The 20,970-nt window shown below is 59.8% G+C and carries 16 protein-coding genes; 1 reads left to right on the top strand and 15 read right to left on the bottom strand.

The window, feature by feature from the left end:
- Window positions 1–14 precede the first annotated feature (14 nt).
- The 11 genes from ARTSIC4J27_RS00835 to ARTSIC4J27_RS00790 all read right to left on the bottom strand — a co-directional run bounded on the left by ARTSIC4J27_RS00835 (window position 15) and on the right by ARTSIC4J27_RS00790 (window position 13,598).
- Window positions 15–1,442 (bottom strand): alpha/beta hydrolase fold domain-containing protein, encoded by a 1,428-nt coding sequence (locus ARTSIC4J27_RS00835; protein ID WP_050053317.1) that lies wholly within the window; start codon window positions 1,440–1,442, stop codon window positions 15–17.
- Window positions 1,439–2,659 carry a CaiB/BaiF CoA transferase family protein gene (locus ARTSIC4J27_RS00830; RefSeq protein WP_161799514.1) on the bottom strand — a complete coding sequence of 407 codons (1,221 nt, stop codon included), beginning with the start codon at window positions 2,657–2,659 and terminating at the stop codon, window positions 1,439–1,441. Before ARTSIC4J27_RS00830 ends, ARTSIC4J27_RS00835 begins: the two co-directional genes overlap by 4 nt.
- Window positions 2,660–2,675: 16 nt before the next feature.
- Window positions 2,676–3,485 carry an enoyl-CoA hydratase/isomerase family protein gene (locus tag ARTSIC4J27_RS00825; protein ID WP_050053315.1) on the bottom strand — a complete coding sequence of 270 codons (810 nt, stop codon included), beginning with the start codon at window positions 3,483–3,485 and terminating at the stop codon, window positions 2,676–2,678.
- Between the two features lie 114 nt (window positions 3,486–3,599).
- A complete protein-coding gene (locus ARTSIC4J27_RS00820; RefSeq protein WP_152683736.1) occupies window positions 3,600–4,769 on the bottom strand; it encodes an LLM class flavin-dependent oxidoreductase in 1,170 nt (389 codons plus the stop codon).
- A 621-nt stretch (window positions 4,770–5,390) separates the two neighbouring features.
- On the bottom strand, window positions 5,391–7,247 hold the full coding sequence (locus ARTSIC4J27_RS00815) for an alkyl/aryl-sulfatase (RefSeq protein WP_161799512.1): 1,857 nt from the start codon (window positions 7,245–7,247) through the stop codon (window positions 5,391–5,393).
- Window positions 7,248–7,357: 110 nt separating this feature from the next.
- Window positions 7,358–7,501 carry a hypothetical protein gene (locus tag ARTSIC4J27_RS22655; protein ID WP_161799511.1) on the bottom strand — a complete coding sequence of 48 codons (144 nt, stop codon included), beginning with the start codon at window positions 7,499–7,501 and terminating at the stop codon, window positions 7,358–7,360.
- A gap of 71 nt (window positions 7,502–7,572) precedes the next feature.
- Complete coding sequence (locus tag ARTSIC4J27_RS00810) at window positions 7,573–8,550, bottom strand: cyclase family protein (protein ID WP_152683734.1); 978 nt, start codon at window positions 8,548–8,550, stop codon at window positions 7,573–7,575.
- 185 nt (window positions 8,551–8,735) lie between these two features.
- Window positions 8,736–9,884 (bottom strand): acyl-CoA dehydrogenase family protein, encoded by a 1,149-nt coding sequence (locus ARTSIC4J27_RS00805; protein WP_050053311.1) that lies wholly within the window; start codon window positions 9,882–9,884, stop codon window positions 8,736–8,738.
- A 135-nt stretch (window positions 9,885–10,019) separates the two neighbouring features.
- Window positions 10,020–11,117: an acyl-CoA dehydrogenase family protein gene (locus ARTSIC4J27_RS00800; protein WP_161799508.1), complete on the bottom strand. Its 1,098-nt coding sequence runs from the start codon at window positions 11,115–11,117 to the stop codon at window positions 10,020–10,022.
- Window positions 11,118–11,397: 280 nt separating this feature from the next.
- Entirely contained in the window at window positions 11,398–12,324 is a 927-nt protein-coding gene (locus ARTSIC4J27_RS00795) for an isocitrate lyase/PEP mutase family protein (protein ID WP_050053309.1), read from the bottom strand.
- Window positions 12,325–12,428: 104 nt separating this feature from the next.
- Window positions 12,429–13,598, bottom strand: coding sequence for an LLM class flavin-dependent oxidoreductase (locus ARTSIC4J27_RS00790; protein WP_152683733.1), 1,170 nt, complete (start codon window positions 13,596–13,598; stop codon window positions 12,429–12,431).
- A 214-nt stretch (window positions 13,599–13,812) separates the two neighbouring features.
- Here ARTSIC4J27_RS00790 and ARTSIC4J27_RS00785 point away from each other — a divergent pair, with 214 nt between their 5' ends.
- Window positions 13,813–15,180, top strand: a complete 1,368-nt coding sequence (locus ARTSIC4J27_RS00785) for an MmgE/PrpD family protein (RefSeq protein WP_083435237.1) — start codon at window positions 13,813–13,815, stop codon at window positions 15,178–15,180.
- Between the two features lie 79 nt (window positions 15,181–15,259).
- Here ARTSIC4J27_RS00785 and ARTSIC4J27_RS00780 read toward each other — a convergent pair whose 3' ends face one another.
- From ARTSIC4J27_RS00780 to ARTSIC4J27_RS00765, 4 genes are all read right to left on the bottom strand, one after another.
- The gene (locus ARTSIC4J27_RS00780; RefSeq protein WP_161799507.1) at window positions 15,260–16,300 is read right to left on the bottom strand and encodes a LacI family DNA-binding transcriptional regulator; all 1,041 of its coding nucleotides are present in this window, start codon (window positions 16,298–16,300) and stop codon (window positions 15,260–15,262) included.
- A gap of 588 nt (window positions 16,301–16,888) precedes the next feature.
- A complete protein-coding gene (locus tag ARTSIC4J27_RS00775) occupies window positions 16,889–17,488 on the bottom strand; it encodes a nuclear transport factor 2 family protein (RefSeq protein WP_050053305.1) in 600 nt (199 codons plus the stop codon).
- 267 nt (window positions 17,489–17,755) lie between these two features.
- A complete protein-coding gene (locus ARTSIC4J27_RS00770) occupies window positions 17,756–18,937 on the bottom strand; it encodes an LLM class flavin-dependent oxidoreductase (RefSeq protein ID WP_083435235.1) in 1,182 nt (393 codons plus the stop codon).
- Window positions 18,937–20,871 carry a flavin-containing monooxygenase gene (locus ARTSIC4J27_RS00765; RefSeq protein WP_050053303.1) on the bottom strand — a complete coding sequence of 645 codons (1,935 nt, stop codon included), beginning with the start codon at window positions 20,869–20,871 and terminating at the stop codon, window positions 18,937–18,939. The genes ARTSIC4J27_RS00770 and ARTSIC4J27_RS00765 overlap by 1 nt, the downstream gene beginning before the upstream one ends.
- Window positions 20,872–20,970: the final 99 nt, after the last annotated feature.

The raw sequence follows: 20,970 nt of genomic DNA, 5'->3' as shown, positions 1-20,970 counted from the left end.
TGAAGCGATTCGAATCACGCTTCGGAGGACTGACTAGTTGGGGATAGCTGGTTAGATACTTGCGTCCTGACGAACGCACCGATCTCCTCCAGTGCCTGCTGCCCCTGGGGCAGGAACGATGCGAACAGAGGCCAGACGTGGACCATGTCGGCGTACTCTTTGTACTCGACATGCACGCCTTCGCGGCGGAGCTTGGCGGCCAGGTTGCGCGAGTCGTCCCGGAGGACTTCCCTGCTTCCCACGAGCAACAGCGTGGGCGGCAGCCAGCTAAGATCCAGCAGCATGGGAAACGCTGCCGGAGCCTCTTCGGGACCCTGACCATCGAGGTAGAGTGCCGCGTTCCGGCGGGTACCCGTTTGCCCGCAGAGCGGGTCGATGCCTGCCAGCTCTTCGAAGCTGGGATTGCTGACCGTCAGGTCAACGAGCGGGGACACCAGGACGATGCTTGAGGGAACGGGCGCCCCAACGCGATGTAATTCAACGAGAGAGCTCAGTATCAGGCCCCCACCGGCGGAGTCTCCAATCACGAAGCATGACCGCGCTCCGACTTCATTGATCGCCGCGGCAAGCACGTGTCGCGCATCCTGGACCGCTGCCGGGAACGGGTGCTCCGGCGCGAGCCGGTACTCGACCACGAAGACCCGCGCGTCGATTGCCCGGGACACCTCGGCGGCAAACGCGCAGTACCCCTTCGCCGAACCCATGACGTACCCGCCGCCGTGCAGCATGAGACCAATCCGGTGTTCTGAAGCACCGGCCGCCTGTACCCAGTACCCCTCTACCCCGCCGTAAGTCGCTGCAGTGACGGATGCCTCGTGTCGGACGGGCAGCTGAGCGAGGACCGCCTCGAATCCTTCACGCTGGTCTTCCAGGGTCGCTCCACGCTCAGAAGGTATCGCCTCCTGGAACATCGTCACTACGCGCTCGACCAGAACGGCGGTGTCGGCGGGGGCAGGTTCGGCAACTTCCTGCCCGTGTTCTGGAGCATTCGAATACCAGTACACCGGCTCGGCGATGACCACGGGCTGGACGAGATCATCAAGGGTTACGACAATCTTCAGCGTCACCCGTGTGCCGTCGCCCTTGTCGGTCGCGTCGAGCATCGAAGCGTGGAGCCGCAGCCGCGAATTGACCGGGATCGGGCGCGTGATCCGCACCCGTTCACTGCCGTAAATCAGCCCGAGGGTTACCCCCTCCACCTTGAATATCCGGTCAATCAGGCGCGGGATCATCGACAGGACCAGGTCAGCGTGCACGAGCGTTCCGCCGAACCGGCTGCTTTCTGCCCGGACAGGGTCGGTATGAATCCAGTCGTCGCTGCCCGTCAAGGCGGCAAATTCATCAATCATTGCCTGCGTAATGACGGGCCCGTCGGCGCTTCCAAGGTCATTGCCGACCTGCGATGCGAACTCGTCAATACTGGCGAACACTCGAGGGCTCACACGCTCTCCTTGCTCGGTGCGTAAATGATATTCCGCTCCTGAAGCGCCTGAGCTTCTTCAGGCGCGAACCCGATCTCGTCCAGAAGCTCCAGCGTGTCTTCGCCCAGCCGCGGCGGACGGTATGAAGCGACCCGGTCCCACGCGCTGGAGCGGTACGGTGTGGACGGCAGCCAATGCGGCTCGGTCATGTCGTTATCAACCCACGCGAAATCTCCGTAACCGCGCAGTTCAGCGTCACCGACGATCTCCAGGTGGGAGCGCACCGGCCCGGCAATGATGCCCGCTTCACCCAGCAGCCTGGCCCACTCCGCCCGCCCCTTCCGGGCAAAGATCGGCGCGAGAACGTCCTTGAGTTCTTTCTTATGGGCAATCCGATCCGCATTGGTGACGAAACGAGGATCGTCATGGACCTCGGGAATCTCCAGGAGGTCACACAGCTTCCTCCACTGATCCGGATAGTAAGCGACCACCTGCAAATATCCGTCAGCAACGGCGAACATATCCGTCGGAGCACCCAGAGCACCAGCAGTGTTGCCCCCACGTTCAACCTCTTCACCAAAACGCGAAGCGATCGCGAACGCAGAGCTCTGCACATAGGTCGCCACCTCGAACAGTGACAGACGCAGGTGAGCACCCTCGCCGGTAGACGTCCGCTGAAGCAGGGCAGCGAGGATAGCCTGGCCAATGGCAAGCCCGGTAGCCGCATCAACGACCTGGATACCGACCTTATACGGCTCGCCATCCTCAGGCCCCGTTATCGCCATCAACCCGGACTGTGCCTGCAATACCGCATCTGTGCCAGGCAAGTTCCTTCCAGCACCGTCCGGGTTATACCCGGACAACGACGTGTAAACAATGCGGGGATTCAATGCCTTTACCGCCTCATAACCGAAACCGAGCCGATCCATCACCCCGGGCCGGAAGTTCTGCAAAAGAACATCACTGGACGCGATAAGCCTTTTGACGATCTCGCGACCCTCAGGAGTCCTGATATCCACCGCAAGCGCCCGCTTGCCGCGGTTATACGCGGCGAAGATAGCAGGAATCCCCACCTCCGGACCCACACGCCGCCCCAGTTCACCCTCCGGGCGTTCGATCTTGATCACCTCGGCCCCGAGATCAGCAAGCATCACACCGGCCGAGGGACCCGCGATCAGCTGCGTGAAGTCCAGCACACGGTGTCCAGCGAGCGGACCTTTGTTCATTTCGTTAGGCATTTCTCTGGAGTACCCTTCATCGACCTTGAAAAGACGGCATATCGTTCTTCTGGATGAACGCGTTACAGGCAATCTTGTGATCCGTCGTTGACCACGCATCACGCTGACTCTCAGCCTCAAGCCGCAACGCCTCATGAACGCTCGAGGACAAACTCTCATCCAGCATCCGCTTGGTCAGACCAAGCGCAACAGTCGGACCAGCAGCAAGCTGCCCGGCAAGTTCCATCGCACGTCCCAGGACGGCATCCGGCGCGCAAAGCTCAGTAACAAGCCCCCACTGGCTGGCCTCCTCAGCCGTCAGCCGCCCCTTAATAAACGCAAGTTCCTTGGCCCTCGCCGCGCCCACCAGGCGCGGCAACGTGTAGGACACACCGAAATCCGGCACAAGCCCAATACGGCTGAACGCCAAAACGAAATCCGCCTCCCTCGACACCACACGGAAATCGCAGGCAAGAGCCAAACCCACACCAGCCCCGGCGGCCACAGCGTTAACCGCCGCAATCGTCGGCTTAGCCAGCCGCAACAAAGGCAGAACGATAGTTTCGTGCAGTAAGCGCATCGCCTTGTCCGCCGCATCCGGAGACTGCAGCACATCCATGCCCTTGACATCACCCCCGGCACAAAACGCCTTACCCGTCCCCGTGATCACCACACAACGAACCTCAGGCCTGGAAGCCTCAACCAGGGCCTCACTCAGTGCAAGCTTCATCTCAGTCGTCAAAGCATTACGGTTACCGTCCCGCACCATCTCGATCAAAAGCACAGACCCGTGCCGCGATAGTCGAAGCTGCTCACCCGACCGGACTGTCGTACCACTCATCGACATGTCATGTTCCTCTCTCCATTGAGCATAGATATGGCTGCCCGCAGCGGCTGCGGGTGCAGAGTGTTCCGAGAGTCCCCGCGCAGCGGTACTGCAAGGTTGGAACGGCTCATGACACTAGCTGCGCAGGCCGGCCTGGACCATGAGGGGCAGAATCTCGTCTTCCATCTGCTGAAGTCCCTCGTCGTAATTGACCCAGGAGATCGCGACCCCGTCGAGTCCGGCGTTGGTCAACTCCAGCAGCGATTCGACAACCTGCTCAGGGGTACCGATCAAAGTCATCGCACCACGGCCGGCAGCGAGCCGCTCGATCATCTGCCCGTGTTCTTCGGGATCAACTTCCAAGCTCTTCGAGTTCGCGGTGCTCTTATCAAACAGCTTCTCAATCGCGGCAACATCAGCACTGTCACGGTGCACAAAACGGAAGTAATCCCGAGCGTCCTGCTCGGTCGGGCGACACACAATATGCACCCGCCCAAAGACCCGCACCTCACGGCCATGGGAAGCCAACGCCTGCTGCTTAATCTCCGCGATCTGACGCCGCGCAGTCTCCATGTTCTGCAACGACGCAAAAATGAGATCACTGTGGGTGGCAGCGAAGTCACGGCCCGGACCGCTGGTGCCCGCATTCATAATCACCGGATACGGGTCCTGCAACGGACGCGGGTCAGAGAACGCGTCAACAGCCTTAATGTATTCACCATTGAAATCAGCCGGAGCATCACCGGTCCACAACCGCTTCAGCAGCGTCGTCCACTCATCAGCGTAAGCGTATCGGGCATCGTGCTCCCGCTGGGTGAGGCCGAACATCGCGAACTCCTCCGGGAACCACCCCGCCACAACGTTGATCCCGAACCGGCCCCCCGACACATGATCTGCCGTCACCGCCATCTTGGCCGCCATCACCGGGTGGATCAACGGAACCTGGACCGTAGCAAACGCCTGGATCCGCTGCGTCCGCGCCAGCAACGCCGTCGCCCACGTAAACGGTTCAAAAGAGCGAGCCGACAAATTAAACTGCCCATCAAACCCACGCCACCGCTGCACCGGGATCACCGCATCAAACCCGATCCGGTCAGCATGCTGCGCCAACCGAAGGCTCTCCTCCCAACTGCCCAGGACCTTGCCCTCCACATTGGCAAGCGTCACACTCCCGCGCATATTGGTAGCAAACGTCGCCAACTTCAACCGATTCTCATCATTCAAAACCGGCGTCGACCACTTATCGACACGAACATCAACCGCTTCCGATGGCACGCTCAACATCTCTTCCGCCTTCGCTGACAAAACTCCACCTCGAATTCGCACAATCGCAGGCGGCACCCGAGGAAACCCCGACAGCCACAAGCACACCCAACCATTCCTGAATACGATACCATAACAGCCCAACTCAAGGCATGCCTAGACCCAAGTTTCCGGCCAAGCACACCGTCACTCATTTCACGAGTCAAGAAAGCGTCGTGAACTGTCATCGCGCAACATCCCTGCTCGACAGCCCGCTTGGCCCAGCGGGCTGCGGTAGGCATTGAGAGGTTGAACCGTCAGGCGCCCGGCATAACGGCCAATGATGATTTGCCCCGCCCCGGGCGAGCGTTTAAGCGCGCCCGGCAGGGGCAAGGATCGCGTTAGAGCGGGACACGAGGACGTCCTGGTATTTGTTGTTGCTCTCGACAGGCTCCACGCAACACCGGAGGTCCTCTTTGGTGCGTCATTTCCCGCCATGTCACCAAAGTCCCGGGACAGTACAGCTTGAGGCGTGAGTATGGAATTGACAAGCCGCCCGCCGCGCTGAGCGGCAAGCACGCGGTACGGCCGTCGGAGCCGAGCAGCTCTGGAGGCGGATTCCACCAGAGCTGCGTCAGCCAGCAGCGCGGCGGCTACTACGACATTTCTACTTCGTGAATACGTTCAGTTGAACTGATCCATCAGTGACATCAGTGTTTCCAGACGAGCCAGGTCCCCTTGGTGTTCGAGCGATGCCTGTGCCTGAAGATCCCGCAGGGTAGTAGCGCCGGAAGCAAGTTTGGCGAAGTCGAGTTTGGCAATGCGCAAGCTCAGATCACAGCCGTTGGGACCTGCCACTCGCCGGTACGTCAACACCCCGCGGCCGACCGACACTGTGAAGCTTTCCTCGGAATCAGTGAGGGACAACGCAATTGTAAGGACGAAGTCGTGCGCTTTTGGCCCATTGAGGCGAATCGCCATGTAGTCCAGCGACTTCTCTGTACTAATAGCGGCAAGTAGCTCGTCCCTGGCGTGCCCCGCGGCGGCCCGCTGCCGGGCGGATGCCTCGCCCAGTTCACGTGCACCGCTGAGATAGAAATTCCTCCAGACGCCGCTTTCAGACAGGTACGCCAGCCTCTCGAAGACCCTGGCCTGTAGCGCGCGCCCTTCGGAGTGCGAAGGGTCGGCAGCAAGTAGTTGCTTTAGCAGTTCTGCTGCCCATCGCAGGTCCTCGCCCTCGAGAGCAGTCTTCGCCTGTTCCAGAACTGCGGCGGCACCGCCTATAGCGTTGACATACCTCTGGCCCATCGCTGTCGGCGGTAGTGAGTGCAGGTTTGCCGGATTGCCGTCAAACCAGCCTAAGTATCGTTGCCAGACGCCTTTGACGTTCTGATTCAATGCGCCGTAAGTGCCCCGGTTGGGGGAGAACTTTGCCAGCGAATCCGGCAGTTCGATCATCTCTGCGGCATCAAGCGGGCCATAGCCGTGATTTGCAAGCCTAAGAGTTTCATCATGGATATAGCGGTAGAGATCACGCTGCAGCTCGAGGTGTTGGACGACTTTAGCTGTTCCCCACACCGGCCATTGATGTGTCAGGAACATGACGTCCGAGCGATCCCCGAAGCTGGCTAGGGCGTCGTCAATGGCCCGGCTCCAGCCCAGGGCGTCACGCACTTCCGTACCACGGAGGGTATAGATGTTGTGCATCGATTGGCTGACGATCTCGGCCATGCACAGCGCCCGGTGCCGGGGAAGATAGCAGATCATCTCTGCTGGCGCTTCCGTGTCCGGCGTGTAATGAAACTCAAACGGCACACCGTCCAGGGTCATCTCACTCACGTCGTCAATAAAGACGGTTGGCTCTATGAGTGTCATGGTCCCCATGGACGCGCCTGCGCCCAAACCTGTGCCCACGCCCCCGTGAGGGCCACGCGGCAAAGAAAAACCGGCCTGGTATCCGGAGCGGCGGAACATAGCTGGGCCTGCATATAGGCTTTCGCCGACTGCGTGCTCCCAGAAGCCCGCCGGAGCCACTAAGGGAATTTGGCTGCTCTCGATCTCATCGGCCTTGACAACGCCTTTAATGCCACCGAAATGATCGGCGTGGCTGTGTGAAATGATGACTGCCGTCACCGGCCGGTCCCCGAGGTGGGAGCGCGTGAGGGCAAGGGCAGCTTCAGCTGTTTCCACACTCATCAGTGGGTCGATGATGATGAATCCAGTGGCTCCGACCACAATCGTCATATTCGCAGCATCGAATCCGCGCACCTGAAATATGCCGTCTGCGACTTGATACAGCCCATGCCGCCTGTTCAATTTGGAGACACGCCAAAGACTTGGGTTGACACTCGCTGGTGGCTTTCCGTCCAGAAAAGCATAATCGTCCACTCTCCAAACAACCCGGCCGTCGGCAGCCGTGATTATTGGCGGATCGATGGTTCCGATGAATCCTCTGTCCGCATCCGCGGTGGCGTCATCTTCGGTCGGCCATAGCACGTTAGGGCCCCCTGCTCGGATGTCGTCGGAGATGTGATTAGTCACTGGCTTCCGTCCCATCTGTTCGGGCGATAGTGCAATATGCAGGTACATCCAGCTCGAGACGAACGTCAGGAGCTGGATGGACTTGCGATAAGCTTTCGGTCGTTCAGTTATCAGCGGTCTTCGAACTTGTGCCAGTGAAGGAGGCGCCTCTCGACGCGTCGGATGGCGGCAGTCAGCAGCGTCGTGAACGCTGTTAGGACCACCAGCACCGCGAAGACATTGTCAGCCTGGAAAAGGTTTGCGTAATAGGTCATCCGCGAGCCGAGACCATTGTCTGAGCTCAGAGGAGGCTCGGTCCTCCATATGCTGGAGGCGATACGCGCCGCTAACGGATCGCAAGTGCGTTAGCCATAGAGCCAACGCCACCGGGTGCGTAGAGCGGAGCACTCACCAGCATGCACGTCGCTCGCCCATCGTCGTGGCTTCGCGCCGCCAATTCCTCGAGCCACCAAAGCTCGCCGATTGCCATGCCGAAGTGACCGAGCAGGGCTCGGTGAAGGATGCCGAATGGTGACTCCGGGCTCGAGTGCCCCATGGGAAAAACCTCAACGCAGGGTGTGTCGCTCACGATTGCACTGCAGTGAATGTTCCAGAGATACCTGGCCATCTCTTCGGTGTGCTCAAGCCCTGCGGCCGCCATGTTCGCGCGGTCGGAAATACGCTGACGTTCGTCGGTACCCAAGTCGGCGTACCACGCCGCAAACCCCGTACGGAGCAAGATTATGTCCCCGCGCCTGAACTCGACTCCCGCTCGTTGCCGCGCCCTTTCAAGGTCGGCGACGGAGAATGCGTGCGGGCTTCCCGGGTCGTATGGCTGCCCGTTGAGTTCCGCGTCCCTCTGGAGGTCAAGGAGTACACCGCGCCCGACGATCCCTCGTCGAGCCCAACTGGCGATCGAGTTACGGCCCTCCAAGACTTCATCCAGGGTCGCTCCGTTGTAGTACTTGCCGGGGTATGCCGCCACATGGCTGAGGGCATCCCACTGACTGCTCGACTGCGGATTGAGCGCCGAGTACGATTCGTCCACGCTGCCATTTTCCGTGACCACTGTATCCCTCGTGTAGCGGGGCCGTCCGTACAAGGGCGGGTCGAAAAAGTCGAGCGGCACATCGAGCCGGATGACTTCGCCGGTGACAATCGATTGGGCGGCCTGAAGTGTTGTAGCCGGACCGTGCAGGTTCAGCAATCCGTCCTCGTCGGACTGCCCGAACATGCCCCACGATGCTCCGATACCGAAGTCGGTTTTTGGTAGCTCGTCATAGTCCGGAAGGTCCGGTAGTTCGCTGCTCATCTCGTAACCCAATCTCTCATCGTTCACCGCGACAAAATCTTTCGCGACTTTCTCATCGAACTCATGCTCCCGGCAAGACAGCCTCTGGCGGCGTCACTTCTCGCTCGCATAGGATCTCGACTACTGGCCAGCGCGGCGAAGAACCCGAGGCGACGACCTGGATTCGTATCCCCCTTTTGGGGGAAGCGGATAGAGGTCTAGCGCTGGTGGTTGAATGTCCAGCTCGACGCAAGTTGATCCTTCGCAATCATGTTTCGGTGAAGCTCTGATGCCCCGCCAGCGATCCGGTAACTGCGAGCAATCCCGTATAGCCAAGGCAGACCGCTCTCCTCGTCAAACCCGGTGCCTCCGCACACCTGGATCGCTTCGTCGCACACGAAAGAAGCTGCCTCGCTGGCGGCGAGTTTCGCCATGCTCGAATCGATGCGCGACGGGTTACCGTCAACCGCATTGGAAGCGGCTTTCATCATGAGCAGTCGCGCCGACTCAATCCGCAGTTCCATGTCGGCGAACTTCCATCGCAGACCCTGCTGATCCCACAACGGACCGCCGAATTGGTGCCTGTTCACGACGTACTCCTGCGCATGAGTACGTGCACACTCGGCAATTCCGAGACACTTGGCAACGGCGCCAAGACGCTCCATGTTGTACGTGAAAATGAGGTCTTTGAAGCCGTTCTCCAGGGGCAGGATGTTCGCCGCCGGGACCCTGCAGTTCTCGAACCGCAGTTCCGCCCAGGTAGAGCCGGACATGAACGTTCTGGTAGGCCCGACCACGAGGCCAGGCGAATCCTTCTCAACAATCACCGCCCCAACGTCGCTGAGCTTTGGGCCAAATCGGACATAAACAAGAAACACGTCCGCCGCATTGGCGCCGGCAGAGAAAATCTTGCCTCCGTTGAGAACCACGTCCGAGCCATCGATTTGGCCGCTCGTCTTCAAACCCGTCAGCTCAGAGCCTGCGTCAGGTTCGGTAAGTGCGATCGAAAGGCGGAGTTCACCACTCAACATTCGGGGGATGTATTTCTCCTGCTGGGCAGGGCTACCGTGCTTGGTGATGATACTCAGCGGGCCCACGTCAAAGACGTTCATGGCGGCAGCTGTGGTTGGGCATACGCTCCCGACCGCATCAAGCACCAGCAGCGCGTCAAACTCGGAGCGACCTCCGCCGCCGAACGCTTTTGGCGCGCACAGCCCAAGCAGCCCCGCCTCTCGCAGAATGGCTATGTTCGCGGCGGGGTACTCCTTAGTACGGTGCCACTGCATCGCTTTCGGTTTGAACTCGTCGAGCGCCAACGTGCGGCTGGTGTCGATTAGCTTCACTTGTTCTTGGCTTAGGCCGAACATTCTATATTGTCCTTTCTCGGGCAAAACTGGGGGGCCTGCTGACCGAGGCGCGAAAGCGGGGGGGCGACGTCAACGCCCCGATATCCCTTTTACTGAGCGGTGTGGCCGCTGTCGATGAAAGAAACGGACCGGCGGTCACTCTTGCCAGTCGTCCAGCAATGCGGGCGCGATCTGAACGGCGTGTTGCGGACCTACCAAAAGGTGGTTCATTGCGATCCGGGCGTTGGCGTTAAGACGAGCAAAAATTCCGTCCTTCGCAACCACGTCTGAACCCGCCCACAGCGATGCGGTCGCGATGATGTCATCAAGCGACCGGTAGAGGTGAAGTGCTGCTTGCTCGATCAGTGCGGTGTGCAGTTCAGTCATACGGTGCTCTGCCGCCGCCTCCCAGAGGTTCTTATAGGAGTCGAGAATGAATGCGCGCGACGCTTGGTACAGCGAAGCAACCCGAACGAAGTCGGCTTGAAAGAGCGGATACTCGTCCAGGGACGGCACAACTCCGCGACGCCGTCCTCGAGCGGACTTCGCCATCTCCTCGATCGCTCTTTTCGCCAGGCCGAGTCCCGTGCCGACGTGGTGCAGGGTGGTGACCGATGTAAACCCCTGAGTGAAAGCTGGCTCGTTAGGAAATTCCGTGCCGTCGTGGATTGCCATCCACTTTTCCTCGAGTACGTGTTCCTTCACTAGATAGGAACCTGAGCCTGATCCGGCGAGACCGGACGGGTCCCAATCGTGCTTCCACTCGACGTGCTTAGGGTCCACCCAAATATGGACGACATTGGGCTCCCCGTCCTCGCCGATGAGCATCTCGTCGTTCTCATTGAGCAGGGCTACCCGGCTGACCACTCGCGTCGCGTGCTGCGAGCCGGATCCGAAGAACCTGGGACCCACCTTGACGAGATAGCCACCCTCGACTGGCTTTGCAGTGCCGAAGGTTCCTTGCGGGGCACCCGAGCCGCAGGCGACGCCGTCTGCGTTTGGGCCGATCAGTTCCCGCAATGCTTCAGCCGGCAGAAGCATCCCAATAAACAGGGTGCCTGTCTGATGGTTACCGTAGACCCAACCAGCTGAGGCATCCTGGCGCGAGATCTCCTCCGCGATCTGGATATAGGTAACGGCGTCCACACCCGCGCCTCCGAGGTGTTTTGGCAGCATGACGCCATACAGGCCGGCGTCCTTCCACGCCTGAACGACCTTTGAGGTGATGACCTTGTCCTGGTTGGCCTGCGGCACCTCGGACTCTACGAGCGGCCCCAGCGAACGTGCTATGCCAACCCACTTTTGAGTTTCTTCTTCTGACGTGTGAGCAGTGTCACTGAGGGGGGCGTCAATTACTGACTCCATAATGTTGACCTCCGTAGGGCGAGATGTTCGAGTCGTGTTCAGATGGAAGGTATTCGGTGGCTGACGCGGATCACTCAAGTCCGCGGCAACGCGAGCTTCGAATAGCATCTGGCCCGGTGGCCGTACATCCAGCCCAATCGTTGACATGCCAGCGCGGCGGACAGTTGGATCATGACGCGGCATCCGATGCTTGATAGCGGACCGCGAGCTCGCCCCACTCGCGATAGCGAATGGTTTCCTGGACGGTCTTAGCAGTGCCGGAATAATCCGCGTCAACCATGCCAGTTTCTTTGAGTTCGGTCAGCGTCTTGATAGCTGCTTCGTATATTGCGTAAGAGACAGGAACCGGGTCAAGCAGAATCTTTACACCGCTTTGAAGCGCAAATTCGCGCTCTTCGCGTGTTGCGCTGCCGAATCGGATGGGCACCATCATCACCGGCACTCCGGATGATGCCTCTACAGCTTCTGCAGCGTCCTCCCAGTCGAAATGGGTTGGCTTGATCACATCAGCCCCAGCCTCTGCGAACAACCGCATCCGCAACAATGCCTCGTCCTTCGATATCAGAGCACTATCAGTCCTCGCCACGATGACCGTGTCAGGATTCCGCCGCGCCTCGACCGCTGCCCGGACCCGCTGGACAGCCGCATCACGTGTCAAGTGGTGGTTGTCGTCGAACCGCATGACGTTCCCCAGCTCTTTGGGGGGCGTGTGCTTGGGGTAGGCGAAGTTCGTGTCCTCGATCATCACGCCAGCGATACCGGCAGCCTCCGCCAACTGCACCGCCTGACGTACCTGGAGTGGGTTGCCTCCCCCGTCGTCGAAATCGACGATGAGCGGAATGTCAATTGCCCGCGTGATGCCCCGGGCGACATCGATGATGTCGCGGGTGGAGATCATGGTCATATCCGGAATCGCATGATAAGCGACCGATACGGTAACCCCGCCGCCGATGGTCACCGCGCCAAATCCTAGATCCTGGGCTACCCGCGCCGAGAAGGGGTCATGAACCCCGGGAATATGAACCAGCCCATCACCCGCGATCAGTTCACGCAAGCGAGCGGCGGCCGACACTGGCCTCGTTGTTGTGTCGCTCATCGGTATTCGGTGTTCCTCTTCATTGAGTGTGCGATGTGGATTAGTGGGGTTCCGGATGCGGTCCGTCCGTCCCGCGTGTAGCGGCGTGGCCGGTCTGCTGCGGGTTAGCTGCGGAGGCCGGCCTGGACCATGAGGGGCAGAATCTCGTCTTCCATCTGCTGAAGTCCCTCGTCGTAATTGACCCAGGAGATCGCGACCCCGTCGAGTCCGGCGTTGGTCAACTCCAGCAGCGATTCGACAACCTGCTCAGGGGTACCGATCAAAGTCATCGCACCACGGCCGGCAGCGAGCCGCTCGATCATCTGCCCGTGTTCTTCGGGATCAACTTCCAAGCTCTTCGAGTTCGCGGTGCTCTTATCAAACAGCTTCTCAATCGCGGCAACATCAGCACTGTCACGGTGCACAAAACGGAAGTAATCCCGAGCGTCCTGCTCGGTCGGGCGACACACAATATGCACCCGCCCAAAGACCCGCACCTCACGGCCATGGGAAGCCAACGCCTGCTGCTTAATCTCCGCGATCTGACGCCGCGCAGTCTCCATGTTCTGCAGGGAGGCGAAGATCAGGTCGCTATGGGTGGCAGCGAAGTCACGGCCCGGACCGCTGGTGCCCGCATTCATAATCACCGGATACGGGTCCTGCAACGGGCGCGGGTCAGAGAACGCGTCAACAGCCTTAATGTATTCACCATTGAAATCAGCCGGAGCATCACCGGTCCACAACCGCTTCAGCAGCGTCGTCCACTCATCAGCGTACGCATACCGGGCCTCGTGCTCCCGCTGGGTGAGGCCGAACATCGCGAACTCCTCCGGGAACCACCCCGCCACAACATTAATCCCGAACCGGCCCCCCGACACATGATCCGCCGTCACCGCCATCTTGGCCGCCATCACCGGGTGGATCAACGGAACCTGGACCGTGGCAAACGCCTGGATCCGCTGCGTCCGCGCCAGCAACGCCGTCGCCCACGTAAACGGTTCAAAAGAGCGAGCCGACAAATTGAACTGCCCATCGAACCCACGCCACCGCTGCACCGGGATCACCGCATCAAACCCGATCCGGTCAGCATGCTGCGCCAACCGAAGGCTCTCCTCCCAACTGCCCAGGACCTTGCCCTCCACATTGGCAAGCGTCACACTCCCGCGCATATTGGTAGCAAACGTCGCCAACTTCAACCGATTCTCATCATTCAAAACCGGCGTCGACCACTTATCGACACGAACATCAACCGCTTCCGATGGCACGCTTAACATCTCTTCCGCCTTCGCTGACAAAACTCCACCTCGAATTCGCACAATCGCAGGCGGCACCCGAGGAAACCCCGACAGCCACAAGCACACCCAACAATTTCTGAATACGATACCACGACAGCCTTGAATGCGAAACCTTCGCGGGCTATTTCCTTCGCCTGTCCCCGCCAGCAGACAATTTTTGCATACGATCCCGTACGGGCTTGACTATGTCACCTAGCTTTGATCGACTCCAGTTATGCCAGTAACCGAGATATCCGCTGAAGGATTCACCACTCAGGTAGCGACCGAAATTGCAGCAATCCGCTACGCAGACCTTCCACCGCATGCGCTGACGAGAGCAAAGCATGTGCTGCTCGATTGGCTCGGAGTGGTGATCGCGGGCTCCGTCGAGCCGACGGGGCGAATAGCACAGGCCATAGCCACGGATAGCGGCTCTCGACCGGTGGCAACTATCATCGGGACGCACCTTCGCAGTTCCCCGCGTGACGCAGCACTGGCAAACGCGATTGCTGCTCATGCTCTGGACTTCGACGACTCGAGTTTGTGGACTGACGGCCACCCGTCAGCCGCAATTGTTTCGGCAACGGTAGCGCTCGGCGAGATGGTGGATGCAACAACCGCACAGGTTGTTGAAGCGATCGTCGCCGGCCTGCAAGGACAGGCTCGCATCGCACTCGCAACGGGTCCTTCGGCCTACGAGAACGGCTTCCACGGCACCGGCGTTTACGGGACGTTCGGTGCAGCCGGCGCCAGCGCACGCCTCCTCAATCTCGACATCGACGGCATTGCGCGAACCTATACTCTGGCGGCCACCCAAGCTGCGGGCTTGAGGCGCGTATTCGGATCGATGGGCAAACACCTAAATGCCGCGAAGGCTGCGTCGAACGGCCTTCTGGCCGCGCAATTAGCGTCCAAGGGATTCACGGCGCCGTCCGACGGAATCGAGGGACGGCAAGGCTTCGCCTGGACGCACAGCACCACCTTCGACCCGTCTCGCCCCCAGGGAGTAATGGGCGATCGATTGGCGATCGAGTCGGTCCTGTTCAAGCGCCATGCGAGCTGTCACGGCACCCACTCTTCGATCGACGGTATCATCAAGCTCCGTGAGCAAGCTGCCTTCACCGAGGGCGATATCGCCGACGTGCAGTTGCACGTCTCGGAGAAGGTGGCTGATATTTGTTGCATCAGTGACCCCGTCACAGGGCTCGAGGGCAAGTTCAGCCAGCGACATGCGGCCAGTGTTGCCCTCGCTGGTCTAGGCACCGGCCCGGAGGCGTTTTCAGACGAAAGCGTGCACGATCCGCGTCTGATCGCCCTGCGCCAGAAGGTTGCGGTTCTTCTGGAGAGTGACAGGGCGATGACCGCGCCGACGAAAGTCTCCATCACTCTCCTGAACGGAGATCGGCTCGAAGCCGAAGTCGATGTCTTCGAGCCCACGCCTGACGCCGAACTATCTGCGGAGTGGAAGGCGCTGGAGAGCAAATTCGTGACACTTACCAGTCCGGTCATTGGCTCATCGGCTGCACGAGCCTTAGTGGAGCGTGTTGAACACCTGGATCCAGAGAGCAAAATCAGTCAATTGCTGAGCCTGGAACCGGCGTAGAGTGCAGACGAAGTGTAACTGGCGGCTCGGGTGGAGAAAAATTCGGCTCCCAGCGGAGTCGTGAATTTCATCCCGGGTGTCATTTCGTTGATGGCACCGCAGGTGCGTGGGCTGTCGACCCGCGAACAAGGAGTGCACCCTCGACTCGTCGTCGCCTTGGGGTGGGCGCCTGTTCCCCGTCGATCCGTCGCAGGAGCAACTCCACGCTGATTTCGGCCATCGGTGCGATTGGCAACTGAACCGTGGTGAGGTCGTAAGCGGCCCACTCAGACATCGTGATGTTGTTGTACCCGACAACCCAAAGGTCTTCAGGAATTCGGATCTTCATCTTGCGAGCAGCGTCGAGGACACCGTAGGCAACAAGGTCATTGACGCAAAAGATGGCGTCGGGTTTCTTTTTGCCATTCCACAACTGCTCAAGTGCATGCTCGCCGGACCTGTATGTTAGGTCGCCGTAGATGATGCGTTTATCAGCTAATGGGGAACCCAGGCTCTCCAGGCGTTGCCGGAATCCTTGCTCGATCTCGCGTCCTGGGCTGAATGCGCGACCGCCCACCAGCGCGACATCACGACGACCATTCTCCAGAAGGTACTCCGCTACGCGGCGTCCGCCTTGCACGTTTGCTCCGGACACCGTGTCCGTTGGTATTCCGCGGATGGTGCGTCCCATAAGCACGATAGGTGCGCCAGCACTAATGTCGGCCTCAAGCTCGGGCATCTGATCGACGGCCGCAGTGTAGATAAGTCCATCGACTGACCGCTCCCGCAGGGCCTGCAGGGCATCCGGAGCGTTACCATCCGTATCGGCCAGCCATACACTCAGCCGTAAACGGTGACGGGCGACGTGTTCGTGCACCTCTCTCATTACTTCCATCGCATAGAGGTTTACTGGGGTGCTGACGACGAGTCCAATCGACCGTGAGCGCTGGGTACGCATGGCTCGGGCACTCGCGTTAGGTACGAAACCTGTTTCACGAAGGACCTCGGTAACCCTCTTGCGGGTCTTCTCCGACACGTTGGGATGCCCGCTCAGCACACGCGACACCGTGCTTTGCGATACGCCGCTCAAGTTTGCGATATCGCGGCTTGTCAGAATCGTCTTTGAATTGGTTCCCAGCACACTCATGATGCTAGTGGCAAATAGCTATCCAAACTAGCCGGACGGGGTGAGTTGGAGGATTGTCCGCCAAGCATGGCTTGACCGGGGCGATACTCCTCGCCGCTGGACTCGTAACCATTCTCATGCACCATCTTGTCGTATGCCGGATAATCAACGTTTGCTCCGACATGCCCGGAGCTTGTCAGCCAGGTTGCGAGAGTCGTCAAACAGCACCTCAGCGCTCCACCACCAGCAACAGACAAGGCGGGAGCCAACCAGGGTCGGCCACCATCGGAAACGCGCCGGATGCGTCTTTCGGTCCTCGCACATCCAGTTACAGGCTCGCGGCACGTTCGATGCCATTTCGGAACACGATCCGGGTCGAGGCGTGCACGCTCCTCATACTGGGGTTCATACCGCTGAAGTCCACCAGCGGGGAGCCAGCACGAAGCATGCAGCGTCGAAGGCGGTGCACGCATCGTTCACTGCCGCGGGAAACGGGTGCTCAGGAGCGAGGCGCTACTTCGGCACGAAGACTCCTGCGTTGGTCCTGCAGTATCGCTTTGGCGCGGTCGAACGGCGTCTGAGCTGTCGTCGCCGGCTCTGGCATTATCGAATTTCCTTGTCGCGAGCAGCCTGTGCGGCTCGGTAAGACGGCAGCTCTTCTGGAATCTCTGCCTCACGCGGAGCAGCACCCGGAACACGAACCCGCTGGCGACCAGCCATGCTCAGCCCCAGATCTTCGTGGGAGGTGAAGTACTGGTATCGCATCTGCCGACGCGCGAACAACCACCTGCCATCAACTCGGCAGTACTCGTCGTCGTAACGGAATGAGGCGAGCATCCGCTGCCCGTCGACCGCAACCTCACCATGACCCATCTGCACTCCGACCGCTGTGTTTGCACCCAACGCCAGGTCAACCACGTGCTGATGCGCCGTGTGGACGGTCAGGGAGTACGCGTTCATGATCTGGCCGTAGAACTGACGAAGCTCGTCGCGACCTGAATGCACAGCCCCGGCACGCAAGAATATGCCATCCTCTGCGAACAGACCTACCAGCCCATCCAGATCTTGGCTGTCGACAAGGATAGGGTAGATCGCTGCGAGCTGCTGGATGGCGTGCAGGTCAGCCAATCGCTGCAGGTTCAGTCGTTCCGACCCGGCCTCGATGTCGGGGCTCGCGTTAACATTGTTGACTTCCAGAGTCATAGTGCGCCTCCTTTGGCGTTCTGCGCGTTCTCCGCGGCATTACGATCTTGTCGTGCTGTGATACCAAACGTCGAGCTGTCTATACAGCGATCTGTCGCCCTACAGCAGCTTCCGAGTCTCGATCGGCTCCGCCAGAAGGCACTGGTCCCCTTGGACACCCTGTTCTTTTGCGATACTCAACAGCAGAGGGGCCGGGGGTCGACGTCTTGGTGTGGACGTGGACCCCCATACCCCTCGGTCGGCGCCTACCATTATGGAAATCGCGGTTCAGACTGCGGTTGACTCGGAGATGATTTCGGGAACGGAGGGCCGGCGGTATGTTTTGCCGTGCTTGGCAAGCTCTGCCTCGAAGGCGGGGATGGTGTCAGTGCGGAAAAGCTCCAGGTCGGTAACGTAATCGAACAGGTTCAGGCAGACCCCATCGATCTTGTTCGTCGCCGCCCAGTCCGCCAACTGTGTTCCGGCGTCCTCAGCGCTGGCGATGATCGCGTCACCGAGGAGGAACTCATAGACGTCTTCACGGGTCGCCATGCGCTGCTCGGCGTCCTCGGCAGACGCGGCGCCGCTGGACACGAGCATGTTTCGCAGCGTCCCACGGTCTGCCTGGTCGATGATCTGCTGTGCGCGCTCCTGGGCCTCGGCCGTCGTCTTACCGACAATCACGGCCTTGGCCCCGATGAAGCCGCAGTCACTGCCGACCTCCGCCCGGATTTTGCGGAACTTCTCGGCGTTATCCCCGTAGCTGAAGATATAGTTTGCACGCTCGGCGGAGAACCGCATCCCGGTATAGGACTGGCCTGCGTTCACAATCAAAGGCGAGACCTGCATCGGTCGCGGACGGCCGGAGGCCTTATTGATCTTGAAGTACTCGCCATCCAGCGTTGCCTCACCGTCACGCCACAGCGCTTCGACAACGTCCAGCCATTCCCGCGTGTAGGCGTAACGATGCTTGCGGTCCAGCAGCTCAACGCCCATCGAAGCGAACTCCTGCACACCCCAGCCACTGACCACGTTGACACCCCAACGGCCGCGTCCGATATGGTCCAGCCCCACACCGAACTTGGCAGCCACCACCGGATTGAGCAGGTTGGTGTGCATCGTGGTCAGAAGCGTGATCTTCGTTGTTGCCGCCAACAGTGCAGCTGACAAGGTGATCGCGTCCAGGCTGGCACCGCGCCACACAATCTCATCACCAGGCAGTCCCGCCCAACGCGACGGAGGCAACGCGAAGCTCATGCCCATCTCCTCGGCCGCCAACACGGTCGCCAGATTCTGCTGGTACGTCCACTCCGTCGCATTCGGCGCCAACGTGGGCCACTCGCTAAAGGACTGATTCGGCAGGAAGATCCCCAGCATCACCGAACCCTCATCGGCCGGTAATGCCCGCTCGAAACAATGTTCAAGATCGGAGCGGTTAGCCGGATCTGCACTGTCAGGGTAATACCGCATTAGATGCCTCTCTGTGGTTGAACGGACGCGAGGACGCTGCCGCGCGAATCAGACGAAGACGTGGTCAAGAGCATGTCCTCACGGAACCTCTCCCCGGCGCGCCACGCATCGATCTGCTTGCGGAACCCAAGCGTGCCGCCCGGGTATCCGGCCGCGATCGCCGGAACAATATTGCCGCTGGTATTGCCCTCGTTGTTGTAATAGCTGGGCGTGCACTCCTGCACGGATTTCGCGATCGGCGCACCACTCAGACGCAACTCCGCCATGTGGGCATCCCACGCCAGTTCCGCCTCGCGCTTGACTTCCATCGACGTGACACCCGAATCAACCAACGTCGTGATCAGCTCCACCACATGGCTGGCCTGAATATGCATCCGGAACGGAATGTTGAACGTCGGCGCTGACTGGCGGCTGTTACCGACCATGAACATGTTCGGGAAGCCATGGGTATACAAACCATGGAGCGAGTAGTACTCGTTACGACCCAATTTCTCATCCAGCGTGATCCCGCCCCGCCCGATCACGTTGTAGCGACCCGACTGCGACGGCGACGTCGCGAACGACTCAAACCCTGTCGCATAGACGATGCAATCCACCTCATACGCGACACCATCAAAATGAATGGCATTCTCAGAGATCCGGTCAGGCCCGCGGCCATCAGTATCGACCAGGGTGACATTGGGCTGGTTGAACGCCTGCAGATACTCATCACTGAAACAAGGCCGCTTACAGAACCGCCCGTAATACGGCATGAGACCAGCAGCGGTCTCGGGATCCTCCACGATCTCCGCGATGCGATGGCGAATGCGTTCCATCTGCTGGAAGTCCAATGCTTCCATCGCCTCGACAACCTCGTCCGGGGACATGGACGAAGCATCCGGGCGCCCCCAGACCTCTTTCCACTGGTCATCAATCAGGTTACGGTCCGGACTCTTGCCCTCCAACACCAGGTCAAAGTTCATCTGGCGGTCCTCCTGCCACCCCTTGGGCAAACTCGACCACCACTGCGGATCCGTCGGACGATTCCCCCGCGCATCAAGAATCGAGGGGGTCCGCTGGACCAACACCATTTCCTTAGCATCTGCCGCAACCCGGGGCACCACCTGAATCGCAGTAGCCCCGGTGCCAATCACCGCAACCCGCTTATCAGCCAGCCCCGTCATACCCCCGAGATTACTGCCGCCCGTGTACTCATAATCCCAACGACTGGTATGGAACGAATGCCCCTTGAAAGTCTCAATCCCCGGAATACCCGGCAGCTTAGGACGGCTGAACATCACCCCGGAAGCCAACACCACAAACCGTGCACTGATCTGATCCCCACGATCAGTGGCCACCTGCCACAGCGCACTGTCCTCATCCCAGCGCATCTCCGTCATCCGGGTCTGGAACAACGCATCCTTATACAAGTCAAAGTGGTGCCCCATCTTGCGGGCATACCCGAAAATCTCGTCAGTACGCGCGTACCGCTCCGTAGGCATATAACCAAGATCTTCAAGAAGCGGAAAGTAGATCGAGGACTCAATGTCACACCGGGCACCTGGATAACGGTTCCAGTACCACACACCACCAAAGTCACCCGCGTCCTCAATGATCGCAAGTTCCATATCACCCGACTTGCGCAGCAACGCACCCGTGGTCAAACCACCAAAGCCGCCACCCAAGATCAACACATCCACCTCACGCCGAACCGCTTCCCGCTCCACACGAGGAGTGAACGGATCACGCAAATACTCCGAAGCAGTGTCAAGCTTCACATACTGCGCAGTGCCTTCCGCACGAAGCCGCTTGTCCCGCTCTTCCCGATACTTCTCGCGAAGCGAATCACGCTCTTCCTCCGGCACAAAGCCCTTATTCTCCGAATTCATACAGAGCCTCCGCTTATCCGTTGCCTCACCGTGGATCGCATGCGACACCCACACGAAATCGGACATGACCCTCAATGTCCGCACGCCGCTACATCCCATGGAATCCAATTAACCCTTCCGATGGTATCGTATCCAGATTTGGAAATCGAGTACCACCATGGAAGT

Origin of the sequence: Pseudarthrobacter siccitolerans (assembly GCF_001046895.1) — a bacterium.
GTDB classification, from domain to species: Bacteria; Actinomycetota; Actinomycetes; order Actinomycetales; family Micrococcaceae; genus Arthrobacter; species Arthrobacter siccitolerans.
Note: the sequence above shows the minus strand (reverse complement) of the source record. Positions and strands in the feature narration are given on the sequence as shown.

Coding starts and splice junctions, on each gene's coding strand:
- ARTSIC4J27_RS00830 (WP_161799514.1), bottom strand. CDS start 2,659: ATGCCTAACGAAATGAACAAAGGTCCGCTCGCTGGACACCGTGTGCTG.
- ARTSIC4J27_RS00825 (WP_050053315.1), bottom strand. CDS start 3,485: ATGTCGATGAGTGGTACGACAGTCCGGTCGGGTGAGCAGCTTCGACTA.
- ARTSIC4J27_RS22655 (WP_161799511.1), bottom strand. CDS start 7,501: ATGACCTATTACGCAAACCTTTTCCAGGCTGACAATGTCTTCGCGGTG.
- ARTSIC4J27_RS00805 (WP_050053311.1), bottom strand. CDS start 9,884: ATGTTCGGCCTAAGCCAAGAACAAGTGAAGCTAATCGACACCAGCCGC.
- ARTSIC4J27_RS00795 (WP_050053309.1), bottom strand. CDS start 12,324: ATGAGCGACACAACAACGAGGCCAGTGTCGGCCGCCGCTCGCTTGCGT.
- ARTSIC4J27_RS00785 (WP_083435237.1), top strand. CDS start 13,813: ATGCCAGTAACCGAGATATCCGCTGAAGGATTCACCACTCAGGTAGCG.
- ARTSIC4J27_RS00775 (WP_050053305.1), bottom strand. CDS start 17,488: ATGACTCTGGAAGTCAACAATGTTAACGCGAGCCCCGACATCGAGGCC.
- ARTSIC4J27_RS00770 (WP_083435235.1), bottom strand. CDS start 18,937: ATGCGGTATTACCCTGACAGTGCAGATCCGGCTAACCGCTCCGATCTT.
- ARTSIC4J27_RS00765 (WP_050053303.1), bottom strand. CDS start 20,871: ATGTCCGATTTCGTGTGGGTGTCGCATGCGATCCACGGTGAGGCAACG.